This window comes from [Actinomadura] parvosata subsp. kistnae (genome assembly GCF_900323885.1).
GTDB classification, from domain to species: Bacteria; Actinomycetota; Actinomycetes; order Streptosporangiales; family Streptosporangiaceae; genus Nonomuraea; species Nonomuraea composti.
Map to the genome: position 1 here is coordinate 2389298 of NZ_OOHJ01000018.1, position 13947 is coordinate 2403244.

Here is a 13947-nt window from a genome sequence, read left to right on the forward strand (position 1 = left end):
TGCTACTTCCGGAAATTCCGGAAATAGCACCTCAGGGGTGTCTACGACTTGGCCGCAGGCTTCTTCGCCGGAGCCTTCTTCGCCGGCGCCTTCCTCGTGGTGGTCTTGGCCGTGGTGCTCTTGGCCGCGGTCTTCTTCGGCGCAGGAGCCCGCTCACGCCGCTCGGCCAGCAGCTCCGCCGCCCGCTCGATCGTGATGTCCTCGACCGTGTCGCCCTTGCGGAGCGACGCGTTCGTCTCGCCGTCGGTCACATAAGGCCCGAACCGGCCCTCCTTCACCACCACGGGCTTCTTGGAGTTGGGGTCGGCGCCCAGCTCCCGCAGCGGTGCCGCGGCGGCGGCCCGCCGCCCGCGCTGCTTCGGCTGCGCGAACAGCTCCTTGGCCTGCTCGATCGTGACCGTCAGCAGTTCGTCCTCGGAGGCCAGCGACCGCGAGTCGGTGCCCTTCTTCAGGTACGGGCCGAACTTGCCGTTGTGGGCGACGACCTCCTCGCCCTCCAGCTCCCCCACCACCCGCGGGATCGACAGCAGCTTGAGCGCGTCGTCCAGCGTGATCGTGTCGAGGGACATGGACTTGAACAGCGAGCTCGTGCGCGGCTTCGGCGCGTCGGCCTTCTTCGTGCGCCGCTTCGGGGCCTCCTCGTCGGCGGCCGGCTCGGGCAGGACCTCCGTCACGTACGGCCCGTAACGCCCGTCCTTCGCCACGATCATGTGCCCCGTGGCCGGGTCCTGGCCGAGCTGCCGGTCGCCGGTCGGCCGCGAGAACAGCTCCTCCGCCTTCTCCGCCGTCAGCTCGTCGGGCGTCATGTCCTCGGGCACGTTCACCCGCGCGCCGTCCCTGTCGAGGTACGGCCCGTAACGCCCGACCCGCAGCACGATGTCGGTGCCCTTGACCGGGAACGAGCTGATCTCCTTGGCGTCGATGTCGCCGAGGTCGGTGACCATCTCCTTCAGGCCCTCGTCGCCGTCGGCGCCGTAGTAGAAGCGCCGCAGCTCGGGCACCCGCTCCGCCCGGTCGTTGGCGATGTCGTCGAGGACCTTCTCCATCTCGGCGGTGAAGTCGTAGTCGACGAGGTTGCCGAAGTGCTGCTCCAGCAGGTTGACCACGGCGAACGCAAGGAACGACGGCACCAGCGCCGTGCCCTTCTTGAACACGTAGCCGCGGTCGAGGATCGTGCCGATGATCGAGGCGTACGTGGAGGGCCGCCCGATCTCGCGGTCCTCCAGCTCCTTGACCAGCGACGCCTCGGTGTAGCGGGCGGGCGGCTTGGTCGAGTGGCCGGCGACGTCGAGGCGGGTCACGCTGAGCGCGTCGCCCTCCTCCAGGTTCGGCAGCCGCTTCTCGGAGTCGTCGCGGTCGGTGGCGGGGTCGTCGGCCCCCTCCACGTACGCCTTGAGGAACCCGTAGAACGTGATCGTCCGGCCGGACGCGCTGAACTCGACGTCCTCACCGCCCGACGACCGCCCGGCCACCTTCACCGTGACCGACTCGCCCACCGCGTCCTTCATCTGGGAGGACACCGTGCGCTGCCAGATCAGCTCGTACAGGCGGAACATGTCGCCCGACAGCCCGGTCTCGCCGGGCGTGCGGAACTCCTCGCCCGACGGCCTGATCGCCTCGTGCGCCTCCTGCGCGCTCTTCACCTTGCTGGCGTAGACGCGGGGCTTGTCCGGCACGTACGAGGCGCCGTACAGCTTGATCGCCTGCGAGCGCGCGGCCGCCACCGCCGTCTCCGACAGCGTGATGCTGTCGGTACGCATGTAGGTGATGAACCCGTTCTCGTAGAGCCGCTGCGCGACCTGCATCGTGTACTTGGCGGAGAACCCCAGCTTCCGGCTGGCCTCCTGCTGCAATGTGGTCGTCCGGAACGGCGCATAAGGCTTGCGCGTGTACGGCTTGCGCTCGACGGACCTGACCGCGAACGACGCCCCCTGGAGCCGCCCGGCCAGCTCACCGGCGGCGGCCTCCGACAGGTGCAGCACGTCGGAGCCGCTCTTGAGCTGCCCCGTGCTGGCGAAGTCGCGCCCCTGCGCCACCCGCTTGCCGTCGACCTGGGTGAGCGTCGCGGTGAAGTCGCGCGGCCGCTCCTCCGGCTTGTTGGTGTCGAACAGCGCCTGAAGGTCCCAATAGTGGGCCGGCGTGAACGCGATGCGCTCCCGCTCGCGCTCCACCACCAGCCGCGTCGCCACCGACTGCACCCGGCCGGCCGACAGCTTCGGCTTGACCTTCTTCCACAGGACGGGGCTGACCTCGTAACCGTAGAGGCGGTCGAGGATGCGGCGCGTCTCCTGGGCGTCCACCAGGCGGAGGTTGAGGTCGCGCGGGTTGGCCACGGCGTCGCGGATCGCCTGCGGGGTGATCTCGTGGAAGACCATGCGGTGCACGGGCACCTTCGGCTTCAGCACCTCGCGCAGGTGCCAGGCGATGGCCTCGCCCTCGCGGTCCTCGTCGGTGGCCAGATAGAGCTCGTCGGCGTCCTTCAGCAGCTGCCGCAGCTTGGCGACCTGCGAGCGCTTGTCGTGGTTGACGACGTACAGCGGCTCGAACCCGTGCTCGACGTTCACCCCGAGGCGGGCCCATGGCGCACCCTTGAACTTCTCGGGGATGTCGTCGGCCCTCTCCGGCAGGTCACGGATGTGACCGATGCTCGATTCGACGATGTAGCCGCGCCCGAGGTACCCGGCAATGGTCTTCGCCTTGGCCGGCGACTCGACGATCACCAGGCGTGTTCCGCCGGCGCTGCCGTTCTTGGCTGGCACGCTGCTTCCTACCTCGCTGTTCGCTAGCAAATCCCCCTGCCGGGAGTCGGCACAGACTGAAAGGTAACCCGACTCGCGGAAATTTCCTTCCCCCGGGCTACCCACTCGCTTCCGGGTCCACCCACAAGCACGCAGAATAAGGCCCATCGAGCGGCATGGCGCCCTGACTCACCCTGGAGACTAATCGTTGTGCTCGACTACTCCTACATGGATATCTTCATTCCACGCGATCTCACTCGCGAAGCAGCACGTCAACTGCTCACCGAACACGCAGAGTACGGACAGTGGGAGCTCGCGCGCGTCCGCGTGCACCCCGACGGCAGCCGCCACGTACGCCTGCGGCGGAAGATCATGCGAGTACGCAGCACGCTCTGACCCCGGACATGGCTTTGCCCGCCCCGGGCCGCGCCCCCGGAACGGGCAAAGCGTCTATGGCGGGCTACTCACAGGCTGTGAGCAGGAGCCGTGCGGTGTTATGTACTAGCTGATTCCTTACTTACGGCCGAACCGGAACCGGCGGGCCGCACCGAACAGCGTCGCGGAGGCGGCCAGCATCGAGCCGAGCAGCAGCGCGAGCACCGAGCCGGCGTTCATGCCGGTCACGCCGGCGGGCTGCTCGGCGCTCATCAGGCCGACGTCCGGCACGGGCAGGCTGCGGGTGGCCGAGGCCACCGCGCCACCGGCGGGGGTGGAGGCGACCAGGCCGGTCGCCGGGGCGAGCGCGGAGGCCGGGCCCGACGCGGCGCCGCGGCCCTTGCCGTCGACCGGGGCCGAGGTCGCCTGGCGGGCCGGCTTGCCGGGGCTCAGGGGCAGGCCGGGCAGCTCGGGCAGGTGCGGCAGGCCCAGCGTCCTCGACGCGTCCTCCACGACGGGCAGCTGCCCGGTGACGTTGCCCACACCCTCGACCTGCTTGGTGACGCCGGCGAGGTCGCCGACGCCCTCGACGTGCCGGGTCAGGGCACCGGCGCCCGGGACCGACTTGGTCACCTTGGTGGCGCCGCCCAGCGCCTGGACCTGCTGCGTGACCTCGCCGACCTTGCCGCCGACCTCCTGGGCGCCGCCCAGCACCGGCAGGGACGGCGTGATGGGCAGCATGCCGCCCTTGGCCGCCGCGACCTTGCTGTTGGCGCGGGCGAAGCGCTCGAACCCGTCGGGACGCTGGGCCCCGGGCCTGCCGACGTTCGACCCGCCGAGGCACCCGGCGGCGGCGTCACCCAGGACGGCCGCGGCGTTGCCGCACACGTTGATCGGCGCGGCGATCGGCGCGACCGCCTGGTTGCCGCTCAGCACGCCGCCGGCGCCCGAGGTGCGGTTGCCGCCCGCGCCGACCCCGTCGCGCGCCCAGACGCCCGCGCCGCCCCGGCAGCGGGCCTCCGCCAGGCCGAGCACCGCGGCCGCGTTGCCGCACACGTTGATCGGCGCCGCGATCGGCGCGACCGCCTGGTTGCCGCTCAGCACGCCACCGGCGCCCGAGGTGCGGTTGCCGCCTGCGTTCCGGCCCGACTTGTGCACGACCGCGCCGCCCTTGCACCCGGCGAACGCGTGCCCCAGCACCGCCGCGGCGTTGCCGCAGACGTCGATCGGGGCGCTGACCGGCGCGACCGCCTGGTTCCCGCTCAGCACGCCGCCCGTGCCCGACGTACGGTTGCCGCCGGAGCCCGCGTGCTCCACCTTCGAGCCGCCCTTGCACCCGGCGGACGCGTTGCCCACGGCGTTGCCGCAGACGTCGACCGGCAGGCTGACCGGCGCCACCACCTGGTTGCCGCTGCCGGCGCCGAAGCGCCCGTCGGTGTCGTTGCCCGTCGAGCCGGCCGCCATGTGCCGCGCCTGGTAACGCGCGCCCGACCCGCCGCCGTTGGTGACGGTCGAGCCGCCGCGGCAGCCGGAGAACGCGTTCCCGACCGCGGCGACCGAGTTGCCGCAGACGTTGATCGGCGCCGAGACGGGCGCCACGATCTGGTTCCCGCCGAGCACGCTGCCGTTGCCTGACGTACGGTTGCCGCCCGCGCCCGGCCCGGTGTTGTGCACGGCGGCGCCGCCCGTGCAGCCGGCCGTCGCGTTACCGAAGATCGCCACCGCGTTGCCGCAGGCGTTGATCGGCGCGGAGATGGGCGCGGTGATCTGGTTGCCGCCGAGCACGCTGCCGTTTCCGGACGTCCGGTTGCCGCCCGCGCCGCCCCTGCCCTGGGTACGGACGGTCGCCCCGCCCTTGCAGCCCGCGTCGGAGTTGCCGACCAGGGAGACCGCGTTGCCACAGGCGTTGACCGGGACGCTGATCGGCGCGTTCACCTGGTTGCCGCCGCCGACCGAGCCGTTGCCCGAGGTGGTGTTGGGGATGCCGGAACGGCCCTGGCCGACGACCTCGGCGCCGCCCTGGGAGGTGGCCTCCGCGTTGCCGACGGCGGCGACGGAGTTGCCGCTGATGTCGATCGGCACGGAGATCGGCAGGTCGACCTGGTTGCCGCCGGCGACCGACCCGTTGCCGGAGGTGTCGGCCAGCGCGGCGCCGGGAGTGCCGAACGACATGACGGCCACGGCCAGCAGAGCCGCGGGGCTCGATGCTTTCGCCCACGTACGCATGATGAATGCTCCTAGTGGTTCTTGGGGGGATTACCTGAACGGGTTCGCGGGCAGCCCGGAGGCACGCGTTCGATCGCGTGCACAGCGGAACTCGGGATGCGCGAACCGGTGGAACGGGAACTGACGTGCTCACCCGCGGGCGGAGGGATTCGAAGCCACACTCCGCCGCGTCACCATGGGAAATTCGGACCCACCGGAAACGGGCACCGCTTCGCTCAGGGAGATGTCACTTCTCGGTGACGTTCATGCTCATCGCGCGTCATCACCGTCATCGCCCTGGCGCGGCTCCGAGCCGGCGTGCAGGTGCGGGGATCAGTCAGGTGAGAAGGAGGGGTCGTCCGCCGCTGTGCGGACGACGGGGGGAAGCAGGCGCGCCAGGGGGGCGCGGCCTGCCTGGAGCCGCGGGTCGAAACCGGACCTCACGACTTCCCCGGTCACAGGCCCGAAGGGACCACTGCCGCCGCCGTTGGGCACCAGACCATCGGTGTCCAGGATCTTCCCGGCGGAGGAAGGTGCGGGCAGGCCAGGGTCCCGCTGACTGTTGAGGCCGTCGACCGTACGCCCCGCCATGGCCTCGGCGTTGTCCGACGCCGAGACGCCCAGGGGAGCGGTGAACCCGTCTTGCACGGCGGCCAGGCCCTGCGTCGCCGCAGTGCCGTCGCCGCTCGAGCTCCCTGCCGCCCCAGTCACCGCAGTGCTGTCGCCGCTCGAGCTCGCTGCCGCCCCTGTCGCCGCGGTGGCGTCCGCGGCCGCCGGAGCGGCGGTGAGCATGCCGAACAGCACAGCAAGCAGCCACCCGGCGGCCACCAGGGCGCCAATCGCGACTGCCCGCACGACGACCCGCCGGGCACCGGCCGCGAACCGCGCCATCCGGTCACCCAGCACGGCGGCCGAGCCTTGAGCCGGGACAGCCTGGACAGTCACGCGCGGGCGGCGCGCAGCACGGGCCATCGCCCTCAGCCGCTGCACCGCCACGCGCGTCACTTGCCCTCCCGAGCTCCAGAACCGGCCTCACGTCGTGAGGCCGGTCCGTGGACTCACCCCTCAACGGTCCGTAACCGTAGCAGCACCCAAGGTTGTCGCAAGGCCTTTTCGGCGGAGTCCCAGGAATTCACCAACTCCCCACCCCGCAAACCATCCCCAACCCACCCAAGCCCCAGCGGCCACCCTCACGAGACCCCCATCCGGAGCCCCGGACCGCCCTAACCACGGGCCTTGAGAGGTATCTCTGGCCGGGTACCGATTCTTGGTATGACGCACTCCTCAGAGTTTGCTAACCTTACTGAGCCGACGCGGGATGACGGTCCCGCGTGACAGGCACCAAGTCCGGGTGGCGGAATAGGCAGACGCGCTAGCTTGAGGTGCTAGTGCCCAGTGATGGGCATGGGGGTTCAAGTCCCCCCTCGGACACAAGGATCACGCGAGAAGAGCTCGCCCTGCGGGGCGGGCTCTTTTGTTTGTGCCGCCGATGGCTAAGGGTGCCGGTGGAGGCGGTACGTGGCGAGGACGTTGAGCCTGTGCAGGTCGCGGCAGAGGGCCAGCATGCCGCGCCGGGCGGCCTCAGGGAGGGCGGCCGACAGGGACGGGGCCAGGCGGTCGGCCCAGAGGTCGGTGCACGACGCGTACGTCTCCTCCAGGGTGTGGCCCGCCTGGACGCTCTGCCGTACCTCGTCGTCGAGCCGTTCGAGATACGTGATGAGGTCGGTCACGGCGGCGGGGCCGCTGCCCATGGGGCCGTGGCCGGGGACGATGGTCTTCAGGTGGGGCAGTGTCTCGCGCATCTTGCGCAGCGAGGTCACGTAGGGGGAGGGGCCGCCCTGGAGGAGCATGGGGGCGATGCCGGCGTGGCAGAGGAAGTTGCCGGTCCAGGCGGTACGCGCGTCGGGGACGTGCACGATGGTGTCGCCGGGGCCGTTGCCGGGGCCGAAGTGGTGCAGCTCGACGGTGCGTCCGCCCAGGTCGATCTCGGCGTAGGAGGCGAAGGTGAGGTCTGGCTTGCGCCATTCCGTCACCTGGTCGAGCAGGGCGGCGTCGCCGTACATGTTGGCCGAGCGGGTCTGCTTCTCGTAGGCCAGGTCGGTCATGTTCGCCTTGTTGAGGGTGGAGGAGACGATCACGACGTCGTCGGGGAAGGCGGCGTTCCCGAAGGTGTGGTCGCCGTGGTACGTCGTGTTGACCAGGTAGCGCAGCGGCCGGTCGGTGAGGGCGGCGGCAGTCGTCCGGATCCGGGCGGAGACGTCCGGAGTGATGCCGGCGTCGATCACGAGCGTGGCGGCGCGGCCCGTGACCATGCCGTTGTTGTCCTTGGGCGGCCGGTTGGCCATGAGGGCCCACACTCCGGGGGTGAGCTCGTGGGGCAGCAGTTCCAGGCCGATGGGTGACAGGTTGGGGCCGCCGTAGCCGTGGGGGCGTTCGGCGATCTCGCGTTCGGGGAGGGGCATCGTCGTTTCCTTACAGAGTGGTCAGAGTGGTCAGGCGGACACGGGCACGGGGCGGGGGGTGGCGGGCAGCGGAGGGAGTGCGGCGGTCCACAGCCTGTGGACGAGGATCGGGCCGATGATCCAGTAGCCGAGGGAGGTGACGATGCCGGGGAAGGCGAGGTCGCCGGAGACGAGGTCGTAGACGGGGTGGCCGATGGCGTTGCCCATCGCGCCCATGATCGCGAAGAACCAGGCGATGAGCAGCGGCACCCGCCAACCCCGGTGGATGGCGAGGGCGCCCATGGCGAAGGCCGCGTAGCTGATCATGTTGATCCAGACGAACAGGTCGAGGGTCATCGCCGGCGCGCCGAAGACCTCGGTGGGCCAGCGGCGGTTGAAGCCGTTCATGAACTCCTCGCCGAAGTGCAGGAACTGCCAGGCCAGGCCGACGAGGTAGACGGGCAGCACCCGGGAGGGGTCGGGGAGCCTGCGGTTCGTGGTGGCGAGGTGGCAGGCGTAGGCGATGACCATGGCGGGGATGAAGGTCAGCCACAGCGCCAGGCCGGGCGACAGGTAGGCGAACAGCACGATCAGGGCGGCGGCCAGGACGCCGGCGGCGACGGCGGGACGGTGGCGGGTCATCGCATGCTCCTCATGAGGTGGGTGGTGATGGTGTTGAGCTCGATCGGCGCGTCGTCGCCGACCACGACGGTGCCGCCGAGGCCGGCCAGGTGGCCGCCGGAGGCGCAGGTGGGGGTGAGGGCGAATGTCATGCCGGGGGTGAGCGGCAGGTCAGAGCCGATGGTGGGCTGCTCGGCGAGCAGGCCGTAGCCGGCGCTGCGCGGCAGGTCGCCGAGGCGGGCACCGGAGCCGCCGGTCACGCCACCGGGATTGAGGCTGTGGACAAGAGGGTGCGGGTGCGAGCCACCCGCGAGGGAGTGCGGGTGCGGGTGCGGGTGCCGGCCGCCCGCAAGCGAGTGCGGGTGCGGATCCCGGCCGCCCACGAGCGAGTGCGGGTCCCGGCGGCCCGCCTCCCGCATCGCGGTCACGACCTCGCCGAACAGGCGGCCGGGGCGCAGTGTCGCCAGCCCCGCCTCGTAGGCGGCCCGCGCCGTCTTCACCAGCGACTCCGTCCCGGGGTGGACGTCGCCGAGCGCGATGGTCAGGCGTTGCCGGGCCTCGCGCAGGCCGTACCGGACGGAGAGTTCGGCGAGGACCAGGTCGCCGTCCTCGACCAGGCGCGGCGGCTGCGGCCGGTACGACCAGGCGGGCGGCCCGCACGAGACGGGCTCCCGTCCGGACACGATCGACACGTCCCCCGGCACGGCGCCCTGGCGCAGGCACTCGGCGACGGCGGCCGCGTACAGCGCCGCCTCGCTGACACCCGGCCGCACCGCCTCCAGCATCGCCCGCGCCATCGACTCCCCCACCGCGGCGGCGCGGCGGACGCACGCCAGCTCCTCGCCCGACTGGGGCAGCGCGCGGGTGACGAAGGCCCGCTCGACCGGCCGGGCGGTGAGCTGGGGCAGCTGCTGGAGCACCGAGGACCACAACGCGTACGGCATGAGCGGGTCGGCGTGGAACGGCGGGCAGGGCTCCAGCCCGAGCACCCCGACCGGCGACCTGCTGAGCCCGTGCGCGCGCAGCGTCTCGGCCACGCCGTGGGCGTGCTTGGCGACCAGCACGTTCTCCGGCCTCATCCACTGCGCGTCGCCGCGCGCGCCGGCGAGGAGGTGGTCGCCGACGTGCGCGGGCGAGCCGACCAGCATGACGGGCTCGCCGGCGCGGGGGAAGACGACGATCGCGCCGGGACGGTCGTTGGTGAGGTACGCGTCCGGCGCCCATCCGGCCCCGCCGTGGACGACGACCGCGTCGACGCCCTCGGCGTCCATGAGCCGCCTGGCCAGATCCCAGCGCCGGTCCCGTTCGGCCAGGGAATAGCTTGGAAGATCCATGCCGGCGACGCTACGGAGCCGCCTCCGGCCGGGAATCTGTCACGTGACCGGTCATCCCGGCGCGGGCATATGTCACGGTCTCCATAAGATCGTCCTGTGTTGTACGGGCGCGGGGCCGAGACCGAGCGGATCGACCGCCTGCTGGCTCAGGCCGTCGGCGGCCGCAGCGGCGTCCTGGTGCTGCGCGGCCCGGCGGGGATCGGCAAGTCCGCGCTGCTGGCGCACGCGGAGCGGCAGGCGGCCGCCATGGGGGTCCGCACGTTGCGCGGGGTGGGCATCGAGAGCGAGACGGAGCTGGTGTTCGCGGCGCTGCACCTGCTGCTGCGTACCGGGCTCGACCGCCTCGACCGGCTGCCGGCCCCGCAGGCGGGGGCGCTCGCGGGCGCGTTCGGGCTGGCCCCCGCGACCGCGGCCGACCGGTTCCTCGTCGGGCTCGGCGCCCTGACGCTGCTGGCCGAGCTCGCCGGCGACGGGCCGCTGCTGTGCCTGGTGGACGACGCCCAGTGGCTGGACCGCTCCTCGGCCGACGCGCTGCTGTTCGCCGCGCGGCGGCTGGAGGCGGAGGGGATCGTGCTGATCCTCGCGGTACGTGACGGCAGCCACGGCTTCCGCCCGGCGGGCCTGCCCGAGCTCCGGCTCGGCGGCCTCGGCCCCCAGGACGCGGCGAGGCTGCTGGGCGAGACCGCCGGGCCGCTGGCCCCGCACGTCAGGGACCGCGTCCTGGCCGAGAGCGAGGGCAACCCGCTCGCGCTCATCGAGCTGCCCTCGGCGCTCACGCCGGAGCAGCGGGCCGGCCAGGTCACCCCGCTGGCCCACCAGCTGGGGCCGCTCCCGCTGACCGGCCGGATGCAGGAGGCGTTCCAGGCGCAGATCCACGGGCTGCCGGAGGCGGCCAGGACCCTGCTGCTGGTGGCCGCCGCGGAGAGCACGGGCGATCTCGCGGTGATCCTGGCGGCGGCGCAGCGGCTCGGGGCCGGTGCCGAGGCCGTCGAGCCGGGGGAACACGGCGGCCTCGTCCACGTCGTCGGCGGGGAGCTCGCCTTCCGCCACCCGCTCATCAGGGCGGCCGCCTATCAGGGAGCGCCGTTCACCCGACGGCTGGCGGCGCACCGGGCGCTGGCCGCCGTTCTCGCCGACGCTGCGAAAAGCGACGGTCGGCACGCCGATGCCCGTGCCTGGCACCGCGCCGCCGCCTGCACCGAACCGGACGAATCCGTCGCCGCCGAGCTGGAGCGGGCGGCCGAACGCGCCCGGCGCAGAAGCGGGCACGCCGCCACCACGGCGGCCTACCAGCGGGCGGCCCAGCTCACCCCGGAGCCATGTGACCAGGTGAGGCGGCTGGTCAGCGCGGCCGAGGCGGCGATGGACGCCGGTCAGCTCCTGCAGTCCCGCGCCCTGGCCGACCGCGCCGCGGTGCTCACCGAGGACCGGCGGGAGCGGGCCAGGATCGCGGGGGTGCGGGCGGCCATCGAGTTCGAGCAGGGCTCGCCGAGGGTCGCGCACGGCATCCTCATAGCCGCCGCCGGCCCCATCGCGGACGAGGACCCGGACCGGGCCGCGTCGATGCTGCTCGAAGCCGTCCGCGACGCGTGGTTCGCCGGCGCGCCCGAGCCGGCCAGGCAGGCCGTCGAGCGCCTGCACGCGCTCGGCCTGCCGCCCGGGCACCACCTCCAGTCTGCCGTCTCCGCGTTGACCGGCCTGGCCGACCTGCTGGCGGGCGATCCCGCCCGGGGGCTGGTGCCCATCCACGCCGCGCTCGCCGACGCCCGGCACGCCGAGCCGGGCGGCCCGGGGCAGCAGCTCATCATGGCGTCGATGGCCTTCATGGTGGGCGACGACGAGATCGGCCTCGACCTGGCCACCCGCCTGACCGACGACTGCCGCGCGCAGGGCCTCGTCGGCTGGCTGCCGCACGCGCTGCAGAACCTGGCCAGCATCCAGCTCTACCTCGGCCGCTTTCAGGACGCGCGCGCCTGCGCCGACGAGGCCGTGCGCATCGCCGGCGACATCGGTCAGCACCACCGCCTCGACCATCTCCAGGGCGTGCTCGCCTGGCTGGCCGCCGTCCGCGGCGACGAGCGCACCTGTACGGAGCTCGTCGGCCGCGTGCACGCCCACGCCACCGGGCACGACAACGTGTCGAGCCTGGCCTGGACGCTCTGGGCGCGAGCCCTGCTGGCCATGGGGCAGGGCCGGATGGAGGCGGCGCTGGAGGAGCTGACGGCCGGCCTCGCCGGCGCCACCCGCCACCAGCTCACCACCACGCTGACCGTCCCGGACCTGGTGGAGGCGGCCGTCCGGTGCGAGCGGGCGGACCGGGCCGAGGCGCCGCTGGCCAGGTTCGAGGAGTGGGCCACGGCCACCGGGCAGCCCTGGGCGCGTGCGGTCACCCTGCGCTGCAAGGCGTTGGTCGCCGGGTCCGACGAGGACACGGAAGCCCGCTACGCCGAGGCCGTCGGCCTGCATCTCAACGGTGGCCGGCCGTTCGAGGAGGGCCGCACCCGGCTGCTGTTCGGCGAGTGGCTGCGCAGGAGCCGGCGCAAGGCGGAGGCCAGGGTCCAGCTCCGGCAGGCGCTCGACACGTTCGACCGCGCCGGAGCGCTCCCGTGGGCGGAGCGGGCCCGCGCCGAGCTGCGCGCCACCGGAGAGGCGAGCGCCATGGGACGGGCGGCGGGCGCGGCGAGCCTGCTGACCGCGCAGGAGCTCCAGATCGTCCGGCTGGCCGCGCAGGGCGGCACGAACCGCGACATCGGCGCGCGGCTCTTCCTGAGCCCGCGCACCGTGGGCTACCACCTGCACAAGGCGTTCCCCAAGCTCGGCGTCGCCTCCAGGGCGGAGCTCGCCCGGCTCGACCTGGGCACCTGATCAGGCGGAGGCCCAGGGAGGGGACGGTGACAACATCGGGCGGTCGCCCGGGGCCAGGCGGAGCGCGAGCAGGGCGACGTCGTCGGTGAAGTGGTCGCCGCGGTGGGCCAGGAGGCGCTCGCACAGCTTCTCCAGCGGCAGGTGGCGATGCTCGGCGGCGCGGCGGGCCAGGCTGTCGAGGCCGTCGTCGATGCTGCGTGCGGGGTCCTCGACCAGGCCGTCCGTGTACATGATCAGGGTCGATCCGGCGGGGATGGGGTCGTCGTGGTCGGGGCGGGGCAGGTCGGGCAGGACGCCCAGCGGGTGGCCGCTGTCGGCGCTCAGGTAGCGGACGGGGCCGTCGGCGGGGATCAGGAGCGCGGGCGGGTGGCCGGCGCTGCTCCAGCGCAGCCGCCAGCCTGAGCCGGCGGGCCGTTCCAGCCGGGCCAGCAGGACGGTGGCCATGGGGCCGCCGTGCAGGCCGTGCAGCACCTCGTCGAGCCGCCGCAGGATGTGGGAGGGCGGCTCGCAGTGCTCGTAGGCGAGCACGCGGAGCATGTTGCTGATGCGGCTCATGACGGTGGCCGACTTGAGGTCGTGGCCCATCACGTCGCCGACCATGAGGCAGGGCACGCCGTCGGGCAGGACGATCGCGTCGTACCAGTCGCCGCCGATCTCCGGCAGGGAGCTGGAGGGGCGGTAGCGGGCGCACGCGTGTAGGACGCCCAGGTCGGGCAGGTCGGGGAGCAGGCTGCGCTGGAAGTCCTCGGTGCTGCGGCGGATCCGCCGGTACAGGCGGGCGTTCTCGATGGCGACGCTGGCCGCGCTGGCGAGCGCCGCGATGATCCGCTCGTCGTCGTCGGTGAACGGCCCGCCCGAACGCTTGTCGGCGAAGTACATGTTGCCGTAGACGGTGCCGCGCACCACGAGCGGTGCCCCCATCAGGGTCCGCATCAGCGGATGGCCGGCGGGGAAGCCGCGGAAGTGGGGATGGGCGCGCACGTCGTCCACGCGCATCGGGCGGGGGCAGGCGACCAGCTCGCCCAGCAGGCCGTGGGTGGTGGGCATGCGGCCGATGGCGTCGTACACCTCCTGCGTGACGCCGCAGGTGAACAGGTCGGCGAACTCGCCTTCCTCGTTGAGGACGCCGAGCGCGCCGTAGCGGGCGTCCACCAGGTCGGCCGACACCTCCACGATGGTGCGCAACGCCGCGTTCAGCTCCAGCTCGGAGCTGATCGCGAGGACGGCTTCCAGCAGGCGCCGCATCCGGTCGTGCAGGTGGCGGATCTGCCCGAGGCTCTCCTGCAGCCGCTGCAGGTTCTCGGCGCCCAGCCCGCCGAGCTCACCGCCGAACACGCCGCCCGCAGGCTCCCCTCCCACCACACCCCC

The 13947-nt window shown here is 72.8% G+C and carries 9 protein-coding genes and 1 tRNA gene; 3 read left to right on the forward strand and 7 right to left on the reverse strand.

Translation table 11 applies throughout. The features are described from left to right. Positions 1-41 precede the first annotated feature (41 nt). Positions 42-2759 (reverse strand): type I DNA topoisomerase, encoded by a 2718-nt coding sequence (gene topA / locus KIS93_RS31075; protein WP_080044300.1) that lies wholly within the window; start codon positions 2757-2759, stop codon positions 42-44. 189 nt (positions 2760-2948) lie between these two features. On the opposite strand from topA, the gene KIS93_RS31080 reads away from it, so the two are divergent. Next, entirely contained in the window at positions 2949-3134 is a 186-nt protein-coding gene (locus KIS93_RS31080; RefSeq protein ID WP_080044299.1) for a DUF5703 family protein, read from the forward strand. Between the two features lie 117 nt (positions 3135-3251). Here the strand turns inward: KIS93_RS31080 and KIS93_RS31085 are convergent, their stop codons facing one another. Further along, complete coding sequence (locus tag KIS93_RS31085; RefSeq protein ID WP_080044298.1) at positions 3252-5339, reverse strand: chaplin family protein; 2088 nt, start codon at positions 5337-5339, stop codon at positions 3252-3254. Positions 5340-5651: 312 nt separating this feature from the next. Beyond that, positions 5652-6323, reverse strand: a complete 672-nt coding sequence (locus KIS93_RS31090; RefSeq protein WP_230465715.1) for a hypothetical protein — start codon at positions 6321-6323, stop codon at positions 5652-5654. Between the two features lie 340 nt (positions 6324-6663). Here KIS93_RS31090 and KIS93_RS31095 point away from each other — a divergent pair. Next, positions 6664-6749 (forward strand) — tRNA-Leu (locus tag KIS93_RS31095). Positions 6750-6811: 62 nt separating this feature from the next. Here KIS93_RS31095 and KIS93_RS31100 read toward each other — a convergent pair. From KIS93_RS31100 to KIS93_RS31110, 3 genes are read right to left on the reverse strand one after another with little or no spacing between them, the layout of a single operon-like run. Further along, positions 6812-7780, reverse strand: a complete 969-nt coding sequence (locus KIS93_RS31100) for an MBL fold metallo-hydrolase (protein WP_080044297.1) — start codon at positions 7778-7780, stop codon at positions 6812-6814. 30 nt (positions 7781-7810) lie between these two features. Beyond that, positions 7811-8401: an HXXEE domain-containing protein gene (locus KIS93_RS31105; RefSeq protein ID WP_155128870.1), complete on the reverse strand. Its 591-nt coding sequence runs from the start codon at positions 8399-8401 to the stop codon at positions 7811-7813. Continuing rightward, the gene (locus tag KIS93_RS31110; protein WP_080044295.1) at positions 8398-9714 is read right to left on the reverse strand and encodes a M24 family metallopeptidase; all 1317 of its coding nucleotides are present in this window, start codon (positions 9712-9714) and stop codon (positions 8398-8400) included. The genes KIS93_RS31105 and KIS93_RS31110 overlap by 4 nt, the downstream gene beginning before the upstream one ends. Before the next feature lie 96 nt (positions 9715-9810). On the opposite strand from KIS93_RS31110, the gene KIS93_RS31115 reads away from it, so the two are divergent. Beyond that, positions 9811-12579, forward strand: a complete 2769-nt coding sequence (locus KIS93_RS31115) for a helix-turn-helix transcriptional regulator (RefSeq protein ID WP_080044294.1) — start codon at positions 9811-9813, stop codon at positions 12577-12579. Here KIS93_RS31115 and KIS93_RS31120 read toward each other — a convergent pair whose 3' ends face one another. Beyond that, complete coding sequence (locus KIS93_RS31120; RefSeq protein ID WP_222107669.1) at positions 12580-13938, reverse strand: PP2C family protein-serine/threonine phosphatase; 1359 nt, start codon at positions 13936-13938, stop codon at positions 12580-12582. It abuts the gene before it with no gap. Positions 13939-13947 lie beyond the last annotated feature (9 nt).